A 17,052-nucleotide genomic window follows, 5' to 3' on the forward strand; every position below is an offset into this window, starting at 1 on the left:
GTGTTGACGTGCCAATAAATCCTCACCTCCTTTGAATAGTTGTTTCAATTGTATCAAAGCGCTCTTAAGTGTCCAATGAGTAAAAAATAAACGTACCATTATGCCTTGGTGAATAGTTATTACATCTCCAACAACGTTTCTAACACATTTAAAATGAAACCGCTTTCTAAATGGATGGAAAAATGTGTATAATGACTTTTAAGGAAAAGCGAAAAATAATATTGAAGAATTCCTAGTGCTTATCGTATTATATTTATACATATTAATGAATAAATATAATTTCGAGGGGAGAGGGATTCAAATGGAAAAGAAAGTCAAATTTAAAAAAGATATCAATGTGTGGTACGCCTTGTTAACACTTACGATTATGATTAGTGCGATGCTATACACAGTCGTTAAGCTCCAACAGCCACCCCATCTACCTTTACTGATTGGAACATCTGTTGCGATTATTATTACAATGGCGCACGGTTATCGTTGGGAAGAAGTTGAAGAAATGATGTATAAAGGGATTCGTCATGCTTTGCCAGCTGTCGTCATTATTATGCTCGTCGGTTTGATTATCGGGGCATGGATTGGCAGTGGTGTCGTTGCGGCAATGATTTACTACGGTTTAAAATTGATTTCCCCTACATATTTCTTAGCTGTGGTCGTGGTCATTTGTGGTATCGTATCGTTAGCTATTGGTAGTAGTTGGTCTACGATGGCGACGGTCGGTGTGGCATCAATGGGTATTGGTATGAGTATGGGTTTGTCACCAGGTATGGTTGCAGGTGCTGTGATATCGGGTTCATATTTTGGTGATAAAATGAGCCCACTTTCAGATACGACGAACCTTGCTTCAGGGTTAACGAATGTCGATTTATTTGAACATATTCGTCATATGTTTTATACGACAATTCCAGGTTTGGTTATTTCATTGATTATTTTCTTTGTGATGGGACAAATGTATGGCAGTGATCACTTAGAACAACAAAAAATTGATACGATTATGAACGGAATTCAAGATGCATTTGTCATTTCACCATGGTTGTTGTTAATACCCCTTATTGTCATCATTGCTGTTGCTTTCAGAGTGCCAGCCATTCCAGCAATTGTTTTAGGGATTGTGTTAGGATTCTTTACGCAAATTTTTGTACAAGGTGATACACTCGTTAACGCGGTAAAAGTGTTACAGACAGGCTTTACAATCGATTCAGGTAATAAAACGATTGACGAACTGTTTAATCGTGGGGGCCTCGAATCAATGTTCTATACGATTTCACTGACATTGGTTGCGATGACGTTCGGTGGCTTACTGGAATATTCTGGCATGTTAAAAGCGCTGATTTCTGTCGTATTAAAGTTTGCGAAAAATACAGGTTCATTGATTGCATGTGTCATCATTTCATGTGTAGGGACAAACTTATCTTGTTCTGAACAATATATTTCTATTATCGTGCCGTCTCGGATGTATGTCGCAACATTTATTGATAAAGGACTCCACCCTAAAAATTTGTCGCGTGCTTTAGAAGATGGCGGAACGTTGACATCTGTATTTGTCCCTTGGAATACGTGTGGTGTGTTTATCTTTACTACATTAGGTGTGTCTGTCAGTCAATATGGCCCATTTGCGATATTGAATTTTATTGTGCCAATTATTTCGATTATTTACGGCTTTACAGGTTTTAAAATTGATAAATTGTCACCAGCTGAAAAAACGTATTATCAACAACAAGAAGCAACAAATTAAGCAAACACTGCAAAATGATAAATATAATGAAAAATGGGTATAATAACTAGAAAGAGGTGATGATATGCCAATCGTTTATTACGATGATCGTTGTATTTATTGTTATAATTATGCCATTTGGTTAATACGTCACGGACTTTCTAGAAGTTATCAGTTTGTGCCGTTAAAAAGTCCAGCAGGGGAGGCGTTGAAAAAAGCGCACCCTGAAGTGTTGGAATATAATAGTGTGGTTCTCCAAGAAGGGGACCATCTCACATTTCAATCTACAGCGATTGCGAAATTGATTTTTACGTTAGATGGTTATAAATGGTTAGCTGCATTACTGTGGCTCGTTCCAAAACCGTTGCGTAATTTAGGATATCAATTGTTTGCGGATAACCGTGATAAAATGTGGAAAACGACTTGGGCCAAAGCCAATGCCTATGAGCAGTCCTTTTTTAAACAAACCCAGGTTCCTACAAAAGAATAACTCAACGTGCAAAAACCCCGATAACGGCTGTAATGGTTATCGGGGCTAGTTTCATTTCTGTTTATGTTGGCATTAGATAACAAAAGTAATGGTTGTGTAATTAGCTCGAAAGGCAAGCCCCTCATACCAATTGTGCAACTTTCAAAAGGGTTATCCATGAGAAATCTTTGCCATTAAATGAATACGCACTAAAACAATGAAAATTTTAGTTCCATGCCTTGTTTCATCATTATTCAGCGATTTCTAATGCGACTTCCATCATTTGTGTAAATGAATTTTGACGTTCTTCTGCTGTTGTTGCTTCATCGCGAAGTAAATGGTCACTCACTGTGAAAATACCCAATGCTTTTTTGCCTGCTTTAGTCGCATTTAAATATAAACCCGCAGATTCCATTTCAACACCTAAAATGCCCATTTCAATCCATTTTTGGTTGAAGTCTGGGTTCGCATTGTAGAATGTGTCTGACGATAAAATGTTACCTACGTGGGCACGTGCACCAATTGCATCTGCTTTTTCTTTCGCTTTCACGACTAAATCAAAGTCAGCGAGTGGTGAGAAGTGACCTGGAATTTGGAATTGATCAACGTAATCAGAGTTTGTGGATGCCCCTTGGCCGATAATAATATCGTAAAGTTGAATATCTTCTTGCATTGCGCCACAAGAACCGATACGAATAATCGTGTCTACATCAAAGAAATTGTATAGCTCGTATGAATAAATACCGATACTTGGAATCCCCATACCTGATCCCATAACAGAGATTTCTTTGCCTTTATATGTACCTGTATAGCCAAACATGTTACGTACGTCGTTAAACTGCTCAACGTTTTCTAAAAAGTTTTCAGCAATAAACTTTGCACGTAATGGATCACCTGGCATTAAGACAGTTTTTGCAATTTTTTTACCATTAGGTTGAATGTGTGGTGTGCCTTGAGTCATCTAAAACATCTCCTTAATTCGTTATTATCACTTTAAAGATAACAGATGTATCGCTAAATGTCGACGAAGTTTTGAAGGGACACATGAATGAAAGTTGATGAATTGACAAATAATGAGGAATTCTTTCGTTTCACCAATCGCAGACATTCGTATATAATAAAAGCGTATACAACAATATGGTAACTATAAAATGATATAGAAAAGAGGGAATAGCCATGAGAATGGTGGATATTATTGCTAAAAAAAGGGATGGGCATGCTTTAACGAAAGAAGAAATTGAATTTGTTGTCAATGGTTATACAAATGATGACATTCCTGATTATCAAATGTCTAGTTTAGCAATGGCAATTTTTTTCCAAGATATGACTGATGAAGAACGTGCATACTTAACGATGGCAATGGTGGAATCAGGTGACCAAATCGACCTTTCTAACATTGAAGGGATTAAAGTCGACAAGCACTCAACAGGTGGTGTAGGTGATACAACGACACTTGTTCTTGCGCCATTAGTTGCAGCATTAGATGTCCCTGTTGCGAAAATGAGTGGTCGTGGTTTAGGCCATACTGGTGGAACGATAGATAAATTAGAATCAGTAGAAGGCTTCCATGTTGAAATTTCAGAAGAAGCGTTCGTGAAGCTAGTGAATGAAGATAAAGTGGCGGTTATCGGTCAAACAGGTAATTTAACGCCTGCAGACAAAAAGATTTATGCGCTTCGTGATGTCACTGCGACAGTAAACTCTATTCCATTAATTGCGTCATCGATTATGAGTAAAAAAATTGCTGCCGGCGCTGATGCAATCGTATTAGACGTTAAAACAGGTAACGGCGCATTTATGAAAACAGTTGATGATGCTGAGCAATTGGCACATGCAATGGTTAAAATTGGTAACCAAGTTGGACGTCAAACGATGGCGATTATTTCTGATATGAGTCAGCCACTCGGTCGTGCGATTGGTAATGCGCTTGAATTACAAGAAGCGATCGATACATTGAAAGGTGAAGGTCCTGAAGATTTAACAGAACTTGTATTAACTTTAGGTTCTCAAATGGTCGTACTTGCTCAAAAAGCGAAAGATTTAGATGAAGCACGTGGTATGTTACAAGAAGTGATTGATAACGGTAAGGCGCTTGAAAAATTCAAAACGTTTTTAAGCAACCAAGGTGGAGACGCATCTGTTGTCGATGATCCATCAAAATTACCTACAGCACAATATCAATTCGAATTACCAGCAAAACGAAGCGGTGTTGTTTCAGAAATGATTGCCAATGAAATCGGTATTGCTTCCATGATGTTAGGTGCAGGTCGTCAAACAAAAGAAGATGTCATTGACTTAGCAGTAGGTCTTGTATTGAATAAAAAAGTCGGTGATCGTGTTGAAGAAGGCGAATCATTATTGACAATTTATGCGAATAGTGAAGATGTAGAACAAGTCAAACAAAAATTGTATGATAACATTACGATTTCAGACCACGCAGAACAGCCACAGCTTATTCATACAATCATTACTGAATAAAGGGTGATAGGATGAAACAATTAGGTCGCATTGTATTAGGTCTCGCATTTATGGCTATTGGTGTCTTGCATTTCACGAAAGAGCGCCAATTTAGAAATATTGTGCCAACGTATTTACCTTTACGTAAGACAGCTGTACTTGTGACAGGAGTGTGCGAAATTGTGATTGGTGCGTTATTAGTGTTGCGACGCCCGTCAGACGCATTGAAAAATTGGATTAATGCATTTTTACTTGCCGTTTTTCCAGCCAACATTTACATGGCACGTAAAAAATTGCCGTTAGGTGACAAACCATTATCAGATACTGCGAGATATGGACGTCTCCCAATGCAATTTGTACTCATGTATATCATTAAGAAATTATAATGAAAAATAAACCGAGGAACCACACATTGAAAGTCGTGTCGTTGCTCGGTTTTTTGAATATTTATTTACCTGTACCAAAGACATCATGCCATTGGTCACGTTTATCTAAAAAGGCTTGTGCGATTTCTTTTGCGCCTTCTAATGAGTGTGAAGCAGCCCAACCGCATTGAACTTCATTGCACGCAGGGACTTCATCAGCGGCTAAAACATCTTGTAACGTTTGTTCGACAATGTTTAATACATCATCATAATCGGTATGGTTAATGAAAGAGACGTAGAACCCTGTTTGGCAACCCATTGGACTTAAATCGACAACCTTGTCTGAATGGTTACGAATGTTTTCAGCCATTAAATGTTCTAAAGAATGGAGTCCAGGCATTTCCATATGTTCTTTGTTCGGTTGTTTGAAACGAATATCATATTTGTAAATGTCATCTCCATTGAGCCCTTGCATTTTACCAGCAAGACGAATATATGGTGCAACCACTTTCGTATGATCTAAGTTAAAACTTTCAACGTTCATTTTTGGCATTGGTATGACCTCCTTCATGTTTAAATCCATTTTAACATATTCCAATTAAGATGAAAGGGGGGACAAAGTGTTTAAATGCCGATATAATAGGGAAAGGAGCTTTAAACCTATTATTACGAGTGGTTTAATAGGGATTATTGTTTTTAAAAAATTTTTTGTAAGATAGCATAAAGGCGTCTCGAAATGAAAATGTATTGCAAAAAGGGTAAAATATAGTATGAAAATTTTGAAGAGTGTTAAAAATGACATGACAAAGTACGGAAAGTTCGTTAAAATAATTACAAAATTGAATCAATATTTATCAAGAGTGGTGGAGGGAATTGGCCCGATGAAACCCAGCAACCTCATCTAACGGCGATAAAGGTGCGAATTCCAACAGTGTAAATGCTGAAAGATAAATGAAGGCAAAGATGTTATCACATATATACATCAGTCACACTTATCAATATTTGTGTTGGGTGTAAATGGGGATAACATTTTTTGTTTAAGGAGGAGTAACACGGTGACAACAGTAGAGCAACGTATTTTAGATTATATCGATCAACATAGATGGGCTTATATAGATATGAGTCATCAAATTCACGGACGTCCAGAACTCGGTAACGAAGAAATTTTTGCATCGCGTTTGCTGATTGAAAATTTAAAAGAACACAATTTTGAAGTTGAGCGTGACATTGCTGGGCATTCTACAGGTTTTATTGCCACATATGACTCAGAAATTGAGGGGCCGACCATTAGTTATCTCGCTGAATATGATGCATTGCCAGGTTTAGGGCATGCTTGTGGTCATAATATTATCGGTACATCAAGTATGTTAGCAGCGATTGCATTAAAACAAGTAGTAGATGACATTGGAGGTAAAGTTATACTGTTCGGTTGTCCGGCAGAAGAAGGTGGCGAAAATGGGAGTGCGAAGGCATCATACGTACGAGAAGGGCTCTTTGATGACGTCGATGTTGCCTTAATGATTCATCCGGGTAATGAAACTTATCCGACCATTCCAACACTTGCTGTAGACGTTCTAGATATTAAGTTTTATGGTCAAAGTGCGCACGCTTCAGAAAATGCTGAAGAAGCACGCAACGCTTTAGATGCGATGTTGAGCTATTTTAATGGGGTCGCACAACTCCGTCAACATATTAAAAAGACTGAACGTGTGCATGGCGTCATTTTAGATGGCGGTCAAGCAGCGAACATTATTCCTGACTTTACACATGCGCGCTTTTATACACGTGCAACAACAAGAAAAGACTTGGATGTTCTCACTTCAAGAGTGCATGATATTGCCCGTGGTGCGGCAATACAAACAGGATGTGAATTTGAATTTGAACCGATTCAAAACGGTGTGAATGAATTCATTAAATCACCATTGTTAGATCAATTATTTGAACATTACGCAACGGAACTCGGTGAAGAAGTCAGTCATGATGATTTTGGTTACGGCTCGACTGATACGGGGAATGTCAGTCATGTCGTGCCAACGATACATCCACACGTCAAAATTGGGCCAAGAAGTTTAGTCGGTCATACCCACCGTTTTCGTGAAGCGGCCGCAAGTCCAATGGGGGATGATGCACTCATTAAAGGCGCGAAAATGATCGCATTAATGGGGGCTAAATTAATACAAGATCAAACGTTATTAGCAGAAATACAAAAGGAGCATCAACATAAAAGGGAGAAATGACAATGGCACACAATATTCAATATCGAAGTCAATTAACAATGGGAGAAATTTATGATACGAACATCGTTTACTCGTCAAGACCCTCATATGTTTCGAATCCCTGGCTCGCACCAGATGAGCATCAATCCAACTTTTTAACAGGGCGTGAATTGCTGATTGCACAATTGCCAATCATCGTTCATGAAGCGAGTGTCACCGACAAATTACAACAGTTATTCCAACTCATAGGGCGAGACATTCCAGAAAATGTCATTACGTTTCAAGACCAAGCAAGTTATGAACAGACATTAAAACAACTGACAGAAGAGCAATCACGTTTAATTTATTTCCAATATGTCCATGGAGATAATATTGTTGACGCGAAGCACTATGCGATGGACAAACAGTTATTCAAAGACTTAAATAATAAATCATTAATTCCGAAATGGACAGGCGGTCAATATATACCTAAGCGTGAAATTGTCGCATTTCAAGACTTCAAAACAGCAGTCCGACAATGGGAGTTGCCACTCGTCATTAAACCAGGAGATGACTTGCCGACTGCAGGGGGCTATGGCGTCATGATTTGTTATAACGAGGATGATTTGGAGAAAGCTATCGCACGTGTCGAACAAGCAGAAGCAGCGACAGACACGTTAATTATCGAACAATGTGTCGAAGCTGTCGACAACTATTGTGTCCAGTTTGCATGGCACCCCGAAGACGGCATCGTGTACTTAGGTTCAGCCAAACAATTGACGAATGCATATGGTTTTTATAACGGCAACATCAATGCAATCAATGTGCCAGAACAAGTCATTCAAGCAGGCTACGAAATTATGGACATCGCAGTAAAGGAAGGGTTTATTGGCATCGCGGGCTTTGATTTGCTCGTCGATCAACAGGGTGTTGTCTATGCAATTGATTTGAATTTTAGACAAAACGGCTCGACAAGCATGTTGTTGCTCAAAGATGCACTTACAGGGTCATATCACAAATTTTATAGTTATTTTGCGAACGGTGACAACGAGCGATTTTTCGAGGCCGTGCGTCATTTCGTGGAACAAGGCGTCCTTTATCCACTCTCATATTATGATGGGGATTGGTATCAAGAAGCGCACGTCAATTCGAGATTTGGGTGTATTTGGCATGCCGACAGTCCAGAACAAATTGAAGCATATGAAAAACAATTTATAGCCCGAGCAGGCTTATAAAACACGATCCACTGAGGTATGTTATAGTTGAAAGAGAACATATCATCGAAATTTGACGAATAGCGATGTCTGGTTTATATTTGTCATTGATTTTGATTGGAAAAAGGAGCAGAGTCATGTCATACAAGAATGAGCGTTTTTATAAAGATATACTTACAAACGAACAATTTTTTATTGCTGTCAAAGATAAAAAAATGATTAAGCACCGTCATAATGACAAATTGTTATTTTGCTTTTGGACACGTGAATCTTTAGCCAAAGCGTATTTAGATAATTTGAATATTGAATACGACAAAATTAAAACAATGGATATTGACCGTTTTGCGACTTATGAATTGGACGAAATGTTTGATGAAGAAGACGAAGCATTGGTAAACGTGACAAATGATGCAGAAGGTCACGAAATTAAAATTGTAGAAGCTACAAATGATTTGATGACTGATCTAGACAATATTCGTATTCGCGAGTTTGTACAAGATGTGGCGAAAACAGATACCGTTTATGGTTTAAGTCAAAAAGGCGACCGTCAATTTATGATTGTTTATGATGAAAACGACAACTTTGATCAGTCGCATTTTATGCCAGTTTGGAGCTTGCGTAAACGTGCTGAAAAAGTAGCGGAAGAAGATTTTGAAACATTTGAATTAATTGATGTAGAAGGCGAAGTATTTGCGGATTGGTTAGATGAATTGCGTGATGACAATCGCTATGTCGCAATTGATGTGAAACCAGGCGTAGTGGGCACCATCGTCTCAGCACAAAAACTCGCCAATGAATTAACGTTTTAAATAGAATGAGGCGTATTACATTGGGAAACAGCTGATTTCGGGGGTAGTCACTCAAAAGATGTAAATTCAAGGTAATATGGTAAGCTGTTTGATGATGAGAGGTTGAGATGATGTGATCTCAGCCTTTTTATTTCAGATGAGGAATGTAATGAAAGAAAGCATAAATAAAAGGGGAATTACATCTCTTTATAATGACTTTTGAAACGTTGAATAGAATGGCAATTGAGGTGGATTACATAAAAAATGGATTATCTTCATATTAAAAGATTGCCTCATTCCTACGATTAAAGCATATGAAAAAGCTAGGAACGTATCCATTGCGCCTAGCTTTTTAACTGTTTGATAGAGATGAACGATATAATGCAAAATCTAATAAAGCGTCATCTCTATACAAAGATTTAAAATGATTTTATAAATATAGCGACCCTAATGCACCTGAAAAAGCACCATTTTGTAAATAATGCGGCTTAAATCCTCTTAAAATCGTATAATCTGTCACAACCTTTTGAAGCAATGGATTATCTTGGAATGACGACCCAATATACACTACATCTTCCACTTGATGTTCTCTCGCTACATGAATCGCTACAGTCGTCACACTTTCACCGACAACCCCGATGACAGAAGCGATTTTGTCAGCATTTGTAAATGTTTTGTCCATATTAAGCAACACATGGCCGAAGTTTGCTGCTGTCAATTCTCCAGAAATAGGAGGTGTGTCATTTTTATAAATATGTTTCACCTTTAAATCAATAATTTCACGATCACCTTGTTGCGCCATCTCTGTCAACTTTTGGTAATCCGTAATACCCGTTAATAAATAACCGAGGCCCTGAATCATGCCGCCACCTGTACCAATGCCGCCGACACGTTTTTGCCCCTCATTGTCAGAAAAATGAAGTGATGTCCCAGTACCGACATTTGTGAAAATATATTGCTGAATATGAATATTTTGTTCTTCTAGTAAAATCTGTACGCCCTTTGCAGCTGCATCGAATTCAATGAAAAGTTGTGGTTCGCAATCGAGTAATTCGCTTAAAACTTTCGCATTGCCCCCTGTCATATGAATATCTTCGCACGCTTGTTGATTCAACCAGTTTGCTACAGTTTCTAGTGATGTTGTGGGATAAGTTTTAAAAGTACGCTCACCGTCTTGTTCAATCACAACTTTGATTAACGTCCCACCTGCATCGATACCTATTCGCATATCTGTCACCTCAAAATAATTGTTTATCACCAATATATACTATATGATAATGACGAAATTACAAGACTAAATTTGATAACAAATGAAGGTGTATGATGTAATTAAGTCCATATATCATCCGTGATGTGGAAGAAGTAGCACAATTTTATCAAAAGACATTTGGTCGGGTGCTGAAATGTTTAAACGAGCATGAGGGAAAGCTGCTTCATGCAGAGTTAGAAATTACAGCGCAACATTACGTTGATCTTCAAATTATGGAAAATCGATTGACCGTCAAGGCGACCATTTAATTTTAACTTTTGACCAATTAGAGGAACAACAGCGGATTTATGAGGCGTTAAGTGAAGCGGGGGACCCCATATGCCGCTCCAAAAAACATTCTTCGGTGCTATACATGGTCAAGTCATCGATCGCTACGGCATCAACTGGGTCATGAACTATTTTGAATAAAGATAAAAAGGGATAGAATATAAAAATGTTTGGTACTATAGATACAATCTGTTTGTTGAACTTGCCTTTCCTATGATTTGTGATTTTTGATTGCCTTCAAGGCTTCGCTTTCCGATGGGTTGCTCCTTCAACTCATTAGAACTTAATTAAACGGTTACATTTGCCGAGGCATTAGTGGATTTTGGGAGCATAGTAGAAATCTCATGTGCAACAAAGATTTCGTCTTACTGTCCCCGCAAGGCTGACTCGACTTCTTAAAAAGCGCATGCATTGAGAAGTCAGACAGCTACTGCGATAAACAGTAACCATTATTAAAGTAAAGAAGTCACTCTAAGGGGTATGCACACATTCCCTCAGGAGACTCAACTTTCAGGGCAATCTACATCACATACAGTCACTTAGGGCAAGTTTCTAAAATGAAGACACCCAATAGCGTCCATGTTTTTACGTCCAAGTCCTCCTCATTTTTCGACAGTTTAATCATCATTAATGGATATCAGCCCATAAAGAAAAAAGAGACTGAGAAAACTAATGTCCCAGTCCCTCCCTAATATTTAAATTAAAAGTAGATGTTGAAATGATGATGCGTGAATAGGTTCGCCTATCACATCTCATTATCGCGCTCACGTTCTTCAATGGTACGAGAAAAGTCCTTTTCATCATCAATATGCGTCATTTTAAAATGCTTCGTATGCTCACGTCTCAACGCATTCATCAATGAAAAAATCATCAATAATAAGATAATCGAAAATGGTAATCCAGTTACGACTGATGCGGTTTGTAAACTTGTGAGGCCACCAGCAACAGTTAATGCAACAGAAATGGCACCGATTAAAATACCCCATACCATTTTGTGTTTACGCTTAGGATTTTCAACGCCACCTGTCGCCATACCTGATACGATATGTGTGGTTGAGTCCGCACTCGTCACGATAAAAGTAAAAATTAAAATAATGGCTAAAGCACTTGTCAATTCGTATAACGGAAACTTGCTTAATAATTCAAATAGCGCTACCGTATAATCTTGATCGACAATTTTTTCAATTCCATCTTGATGATGTAATGCCCAGTTAATAGCAGTCCCTCCAAAACCTGAAATCCATAAAAATGAAATACAAGGTGGAATAATTAAGACGCCGACGACAAATTCGCGAATCGTCCGTCCTCTTGAGACACGAGCAACAAAACCACCAATAAATGGCGACCACGAAATGACCCATGCCCAATAGAACACAGTCCATTTTTGAATCCATGAATTGTCACCCGTATAAGGATCCATACGTAAACTATACTGTATGAAATGTGTCAAATAGTCCCCAATTGAAACGGTGAATGTTTCGACGATAAATCGTAAATCCCCGAAAATAAAAATAAACAACAATAACAATGCACCAATCATAATATTTATGTTACTTAGCCACTTCACGCCACGATTGATACCTGTTAATGCAGAACCGAGGAAAATGAGTGTCATGAGTAACGTAATCAAAATTAATGTGAGCGACGTGTTCGGAACTTTAAAGACATGGTTTAAACCACCAGCAATTTGTAAAATACCAAGACCGATAGAAGTCGCAATCCCCATAACTGTTGCAATGATGGCCAAAATATCAATGACGTTACGAAATGGGCGTCGATACGTTTCGCCAAAAACGGGTTCCATTGCAGTAGAAATCAGACCATCCCGATTTTTCCGGAATTGGAAATAGGCGACGATTAAACCGCTCATTGCGAAAATCGACCATTGCGAAATTCCCCAATGAAAAAAAGTATAACCCATCGCAAGGCGCGCAGATTCTACCGATTGACCGTCGACCGATTTTGGAAACGGTGAATGCAAGTAATGGGTTAACGGTTCAGCCACGCCCCAAAAGACAATGCCGACACCTAAGCCAGCCGAAAAAAGCATACCGATCCACGACATAAATGAAAATTCTGGCTCTTCATCATCGCGGCCTAATTTGAATCGGCCATATCTCGAAAGTGCTAAGAAAATTAAGAAAATGTCGAGTACAAAAACGATAATTAAAAAGAGCCAGCCAAAGTTTAAAGCTAACGCATCATATGTATTTTGGGCATATGCGCCAAATGTTTTAGGAAAGATGGCTGCTAATAAAGTGAGAATTAAAATGATACTGAACGAAATGGTGTAAACAATATTGCGATTCTTTTTCTTTAAATTGTTGTGCTTGTTCATGTGAACCCCTTTCTTAATGCCACGAAATTGAGAGATAATAGTAGTTGAAGATAACAATAAGGTCGCTAATGATAAAAGTTCTAAATTATCTCTATAAATAATTGTTTGAAACCCTTTAATTATGTCAACATTGTATATGGAGAATAAAAAATAAAGGGATGGTCAAAACAATGACAACAAAAATTAAACGCTTTGATGATATTACTATACAATTATATGATAAGCAATACCGTGATGCGTTATATCAATTCGAATTAAATGAGCGACAACGTATCTATTCTTCATTACCCAAAGAAGTCTTGGATGATGCATTAAACGATGACAATAGAGTCGCAAACATCGTACTAAATGATCAAGATGAAGTAATTGGATTTTTCGTACTGCATGAACATTATCAACACGAGGGCTATGACACACCGTATGAAGTGGTGTACATACGTTCGTTATCCATTAATGAAGCGTATCAAGGGAATGGCTACGGCACGAAAATTATGATGACATTACCAGAATATGTGCAAATGATTTTTCCGGATTTTAATCATTTGTACTTAGTCGTGGATGCAGAAAATGAATCGGCTTGGAATGTGTATGAGCGTGCAGGTTTTATGCATACGGCAACGAAAGAAGAAGGACCCATCGGCAAAGAGCGTCTCTATTACCTCGATTTGGACCATAAATATGTATCCTCATTAAAACTTATAAAGAGCGAGGGTTCGAAAGCAGGCCCGATTGAAATTGTTAACTTCATTTTAGATGGAGAAAAAGTAGGATTTTTAGCGATTGAAGCATTTAACGAACGGCTGATTATTCGTGCACTTTACGTTGATGATGCACATAGAGATACAGGCATTGCGCAAAATGCACTGCGTCAATTGGCGACCTATGTACGAAAAGAAAATCATGATACGAAAGTGATTGAAGTCACATTGTTTGGACCTAATCATCAACTGACACCGCTGTTTGTTAAAAGTAATTTTGTGGAGACATTGACGACGGATGATTATGTCACATTAGAAAAATATATTAATTATTAGTCGGGTGATTCGTCATTCATACATGTACCAATCCGCAAACCATTTCATATGGCTTCGAAAAATCTCGCTGAAAACATTGCGAAATCATCAGCAGTGATTTATAATTTAATTTTGTTAAAGTCGATGTTTAAATCGCATCTATCACGCAATAGATGTGTATGAATGTAGCGCAACATAATCAAAAGGTGACGGTCATACGCACCTATTTTTTACAAATTGAAATATCCGAATGAACAGAAATGTTAACCTTTGAAAGGAAGATGTGCTGATGAAATTACAAGATTACACACAAGAAATGGTTGATGAAAAATCATTTATTGATATGGCTTATACGCTTTTAAGTGAACAAAATGCAACGATGAACCTTTATGATATTATTGATGAGTTTAAACGTATTGGTCATTACGAAGATGCACAAATTGAAGACCGTATCGTTCAATTCTACACAGATTTAAATACGGATGGTCGTTTTTTAAGTGTAGGTGATAACGTTTGGGGACTTCGCGATTGGTATTCAGTAGACGATATTGAAGAAAAAATCGCACCAACCATTCAAAAATTCGATATTCTTGATGAAGACGATGAAGAAGATAAAAACTTAACATTATTAGGTGAAGATGATTTAGATGGCGATGACAACATTCCAAATCGTACTGATGATCAAGAAGATTTAGATGATCCTGAAGATGAACGTGTTGAAGATGAAATTGAAGAGTCAGACCTCGTAGTTGAAGAAGACGAAGAAGACATCGATGAAACATACGATGAAGACGATGAACTTGAAGAAGAGGAAGAAGAAGAAACATTTTAATTTCTGATTTCTAAATAAAGTTTGTTGACTTTTTACGACAACATGATAGAATTTTATTCGGGCTCCTTTAATTAGGACGGATAAATAAATGAAAACGATAGAAAGTAGTGATGGCTCCGAAATGACGAGTCTCATCTATCGTTAAGGTTCCCCTTACAATCATGATATTGTGAGTGGGAACTTTTTTTAATTTTATGAAACATTGCGGACGTTAAGTGATTCTAAGACGATAAAAGTGGCCGTATGTTCATTAATGCGAAGTGTTGGCCATACAATCTTCATCGCACTGCAACGACGACAACTTTTTGAAATTGAGAATACAGTCTTGCACATAATCAATGATTGGCATACAAATTCACCCCTACATTTTGAAAGGTACTTCAGACAACAAACGAGGAGGAAATTGAATTATGACTAAATTTATTTTCGTAACTGGTGGCGTGGTTTCATCATTAGGTAAAGGGATTACAGCCGCTTCACTAGGACGCTTATTAAAGGATAGAGGATTAAAGGTGACGATCCAAAAATTTGATCCTTATTTAAATGTGGATCCAGGTACAATGAGTCCATATCAACACGGGGAAGTTTTCGTGACAGATGATGGTGCTGAAACGGACTTGGACTTAGGTCATTATGAACGTTTTATCGACATTAACTTAAACCAATACTCTAACGTAACAGCTGGGAAAGTGTACTCACACGTGCTACAAAAAGAGCGTCGTGGTGACTACTTAGGTGGGACAGTCCAAGTCATTCCACATATTACAAACGAAATTAAGTCACGTTTGTTACTCGCTGGTGAAAGTACAAATGCAGATGTTGTCATTACTGAAATCGGTGGGACAACAGGTGATATCGAATCGTTACCATTTATTGAAGCGATTCGCCAAATTAAGAGTGACTTAGGCCGCGACAACGTGATGTATGTACACTGTACTTTATTACCGTACATTAAAGCAGCAGGTGAAATGAAAACGAAACCGACACAACATAGTGTGAAAGAATTACGTGGTTTAGGGATTCAACCTGATTTAATCGTTGTGCGTACAGAATATGAAATGACGCAAGACTTAAAAGACAAAATTGCATTATTCTGTGACATTGATAAAGAAAGCGTCATCGAATGTCGTGATGCAGAATCACTTTATGAAATTCCGTTACAATTAAGCCATCAAAACATGGACGATATTGTCATCGAACGTTTAGGACTTCAAGTGGATCGCGATACACAACTCGATGAATGGAATCATTTATTACGTGTCGTGAATAACTTAGAAGGTAAAGTGACAATTGGTCTTGTCGGTAAATATGTGTCACTTCAAGATGCGTACTTGTCAGTGGCTGAGTCACTTAAACATGCGGGTTACCAATTTATGAAAGATATCGAAATTCGTTGGATTGATTCAAGTGAGGTTAATGATGACAACGCTGCAGAATATTTATCAGATGTCGACGGCATCCTTGTTCCAGGTGGTTTCGGTTTCCGTGCAAGTGAAGGTAAAATTTCAGCGATTAAATATGCACGTGAACAACAGATTCCGTTCTTCGGTATTTGTTTAGGGATGCAACTTGCGACAGTGGAATATGCACGTCACGTCGTTGGTTTAGAAGGTGCACATTCAGCTGAATTAGATCCGAATACACCATACCCAGTGATCGATTTATTACCAGAACAAAAAGATATCGAAGACTTAGGCGGTACATTACGTTTAGGTTTATACCCATGTACAATTCAAGAAGGCACATTAGCTGAAAAAATTTACGGAAAAACAGAAGTGGAAGAACGTCATCGTCATCGCTATGAGTTCAACAATGAATATAGAGAACAACTTGAAGCAGCAGGTATGATCTTCTCAGGTACAAGCCCAGACGGTCGTTTAGTTGAAATGGTGGAGTTAAAAGAACATCCATTCTTTATCGCATGCCAATTCCACCCAGAGTTTTTATCAAGACCGAACCGCCCGCAACCGATCTTCAAATCATTCATTGAAGCGGCATTGTTACAACAAAATAAAACGAAATAATAAACATTGCAGTCCTATGGAACTTTTCATAGGGCTGTTTTTTGATTTTATAGGTGAAAAATCATTGTTAAAACCGCCCCTTAAATGATGAGCGGTACATTAGAAAATA

General features: G+C 38.0%; 14 protein-coding genes and 1 riboswitch. Of the genes, 10 read left to right on the top strand and 4 right to left on the bottom strand.

The annotated features are described in order from the left end of the window. Positions 1–301 precede the first annotated feature (301 nt). Both nhaC and P3U61_RS03375 read left to right on the top strand, forming a co-directional pair. Positions 302–1,732, top strand: coding sequence for a Na+/H+ antiporter NhaC (nhaC, locus tag P3U61_RS03370; protein ID WP_140240571.1), 1,431 nt, complete (start codon positions 302–304; stop codon positions 1,730–1,732). A gap of 64 nt (positions 1,733–1,796) precedes the next feature. Next, on the top strand, positions 1,797–2,201 hold the full coding sequence (locus P3U61_RS03375; protein WP_014613306.1) for a thiol-disulfide oxidoreductase DCC family protein: 405 nt from the start codon (positions 1,797–1,799) through the stop codon (positions 2,199–2,201). Positions 2,202–2,430: 229 nt separating this feature from the next. Here P3U61_RS03375 and deoD read toward each other — a convergent pair whose 3' ends face one another. Beyond that, positions 2,431–3,141, bottom strand: a complete 711-nt coding sequence (gene deoD, locus P3U61_RS03380; RefSeq protein WP_015729454.1) for a purine-nucleoside phosphorylase — start codon at positions 3,139–3,141, stop codon at positions 2,431–2,433. A gap of 215 nt (positions 3,142–3,356) precedes the next feature. Between deoD and P3U61_RS03385 the strand changes: the two genes are divergently transcribed. Together P3U61_RS03385 and P3U61_RS03390 are read left to right on the top strand one after the other, a co-directional pair. Beyond that, the gene (locus tag P3U61_RS03385) at positions 3,357–4,658 is read left to right on the top strand and encodes a pyrimidine-nucleoside phosphorylase (protein WP_096536383.1); all 1,302 of its coding nucleotides are present in this window, start codon (positions 3,357–3,359) and stop codon (positions 4,656–4,658) included. Positions 4,659–4,669: 11 nt separating this feature from the next. Further along, positions 4,670–5,023 (top strand): DoxX family protein, encoded by a 354-nt coding sequence (locus P3U61_RS03390; RefSeq protein WP_014613309.1) that lies wholly within the window; start codon positions 4,670–4,672, stop codon positions 5,021–5,023. A 61-nt stretch (positions 5,024–5,084) separates the two neighbouring features. On the opposite strand, the gene P3U61_RS03395 is transcribed toward P3U61_RS03390, so the two are convergent. Then, a complete protein-coding gene (locus tag P3U61_RS03395) occupies positions 5,085–5,555 on the bottom strand; it encodes an S-ribosylhomocysteine lyase (protein WP_014613310.1) in 471 nt (156 codons plus the stop codon). Positions 5,556–5,850: 295 nt separating this feature from the next. Beyond that, positions 5,851–5,956, top strand: a riboswitch (SAM riboswitch). A 164-nt stretch (positions 5,957–6,120) separates the two neighbouring features. On the opposite strand from P3U61_RS03395, the gene P3U61_RS03400 reads away from it, so the two are divergent. From P3U61_RS03400 to P3U61_RS03410, 3 genes are all read left to right on the top strand, one after another. Then, a complete protein-coding gene (locus P3U61_RS03400; RefSeq protein WP_051144746.1) occupies positions 6,121–7,239 on the top strand; it encodes a M20 family metallopeptidase in 1,119 nt (372 codons plus the stop codon). Positions 7,240–7,241: 2 nt separating this feature from the next. After that, the gene (gene ldmS / locus P3U61_RS03405; protein ID WP_014613312.1) at positions 7,242–8,432 is read left to right on the top strand and encodes an L-aspartate--L-methionine ligase LdmS; all 1,191 of its coding nucleotides are present in this window, start codon (positions 7,242–7,244) and stop codon (positions 8,430–8,432) included. A gap of 116 nt (positions 8,433–8,548) precedes the next feature. After that, the gene (locus P3U61_RS03410) at positions 8,549–9,220 is read left to right on the top strand and encodes a DUF2750 domain-containing protein (protein ID WP_014613313.1); all 672 of its coding nucleotides are present in this window, start codon (positions 8,549–8,551) and stop codon (positions 9,218–9,220) included. A gap of 409 nt (positions 9,221–9,629) precedes the next feature. Here P3U61_RS03410 and coaW read toward each other — a convergent pair whose 3' ends face one another. Continuing rightward, positions 9,630–10,427 carry a type II pantothenate kinase gene (gene coaW / locus P3U61_RS03415; RefSeq protein WP_014613315.1) on the bottom strand — a complete coding sequence of 266 codons (798 nt, stop codon included), beginning with the start codon at positions 10,425–10,427 and terminating at the stop codon, positions 9,630–9,632. 1,054 nt (positions 10,428–11,481) lie between these two features. Beyond that, a complete protein-coding gene (locus tag P3U61_RS03420) occupies positions 11,482–13,074 on the bottom strand; it encodes a BCCT family transporter (RefSeq protein WP_014613317.1) in 1,593 nt (530 codons plus the stop codon). 170 nt (positions 13,075–13,244) lie between these two features. Between P3U61_RS03420 and P3U61_RS03425 the strand changes: the two genes are divergently transcribed. The 3 genes from P3U61_RS03425 (at position 13,245) to P3U61_RS03435 (ending at position 16,943) form a co-directional block, all read left to right on the top strand. After that, on the top strand, positions 13,245–14,108 hold the full coding sequence (locus P3U61_RS03425; protein WP_014613318.1) for a GNAT family N-acetyltransferase: 864 nt from the start codon (positions 13,245–13,247) through the stop codon (positions 14,106–14,108). Positions 14,109–14,376: 268 nt separating this feature from the next. After that, positions 14,377–14,919 (top strand): DNA-directed RNA polymerase subunit delta, encoded by a 543-nt coding sequence (rpoE, locus tag P3U61_RS03430; protein WP_014613320.1) that lies wholly within the window; start codon positions 14,377–14,379, stop codon positions 14,917–14,919. 410 nt (positions 14,920–15,329) lie between these two features. Beyond that, entirely contained in the window at positions 15,330–16,943 is a 1,614-nt protein-coding gene (locus P3U61_RS03435) for a CTP synthase (RefSeq protein ID WP_014613321.1), read from the top strand. Positions 16,944–17,052: the final 109 nt, after the last annotated feature.

The organism is Staphylococcus pseudintermedius, from assembly GCF_034042775.1.
Lineage (GTDB): Bacteria > Bacillota > Bacilli > Staphylococcales > Staphylococcaceae > Staphylococcus > Staphylococcus pseudintermedius.

Excerpts from the sequence above, each read along its gene's own strand:
- P3U61_RS03385 (WP_096536383.1), top strand. The coding sequence starts at position 3,357 with ATGAGAATGGTGGATATTATTGCTAAAAAAAGGGATGGGCATGCTTTA.
- P3U61_RS03420 (WP_014613317.1), bottom strand. The coding sequence starts at position 13,074 with ATGAACAAGCACAACAATTTAAAGAAAAAGAATCGCAATATTGTTTAC.
- P3U61_RS03400 (WP_051144746.1), top strand. The coding sequence starts at position 6,121 with ATGAGTCATCAAATTCACGGACGTCCAGAACTCGGTAACGAAGAAATT.
- rpoE (WP_014613320.1), top strand. The coding sequence starts at position 14,377 with ATGAAATTACAAGATTACACACAAGAAATGGTTGATGAAAAATCATTT.
- ldmS (WP_014613312.1), top strand. The coding sequence starts at position 7,242 with ATGGCACACAATATTCAATATCGAAGTCAATTAACAATGGGAGAAATT.
- P3U61_RS03390 (WP_014613309.1), top strand. The coding sequence starts at position 4,670 with ATGAAACAATTAGGTCGCATTGTATTAGGTCTCGCATTTATGGCTATT.
- P3U61_RS03425 (WP_014613318.1), top strand. The coding sequence starts at position 13,245 with ATGACAACAAAAATTAAACGCTTTGATGATATTACTATACAATTATAT.
- deoD (WP_015729454.1), bottom strand. The coding sequence starts at position 3,141 with ATGACTCAAGGCACACCACACATTCAACCTAATGGTAAAAAAATTGCA.
- coaW (WP_014613315.1), bottom strand. The coding sequence starts at position 10,427 with ATGCGAATAGGTATCGATGCAGGTGGGACGTTAATCAAAGTTGTGATT.
- P3U61_RS03395 (WP_014613310.1), bottom strand. The coding sequence starts at position 5,555 with ATGCCAAAAATGAACGTTGAAAGTTTTAACTTAGATCATACGAAAGTG.
- P3U61_RS03435 (WP_014613321.1), top strand. The coding sequence starts at position 15,330 with ATGACTAAATTTATTTTCGTAACTGGTGGCGTGGTTTCATCATTAGGT.
- nhaC (WP_140240571.1), top strand. The coding sequence starts at position 302 with ATGGAAAAGAAAGTCAAATTTAAAAAAGATATCAATGTGTGGTACGCC.
- P3U61_RS03410 (WP_014613313.1), top strand. The coding sequence starts at position 8,549 with ATGTCATACAAGAATGAGCGTTTTTATAAAGATATACTTACAAACGAA.
- P3U61_RS03375 (WP_014613306.1), top strand. The coding sequence starts at position 1,797 with ATGCCAATCGTTTATTACGATGATCGTTGTATTTATTGTTATAATTAT.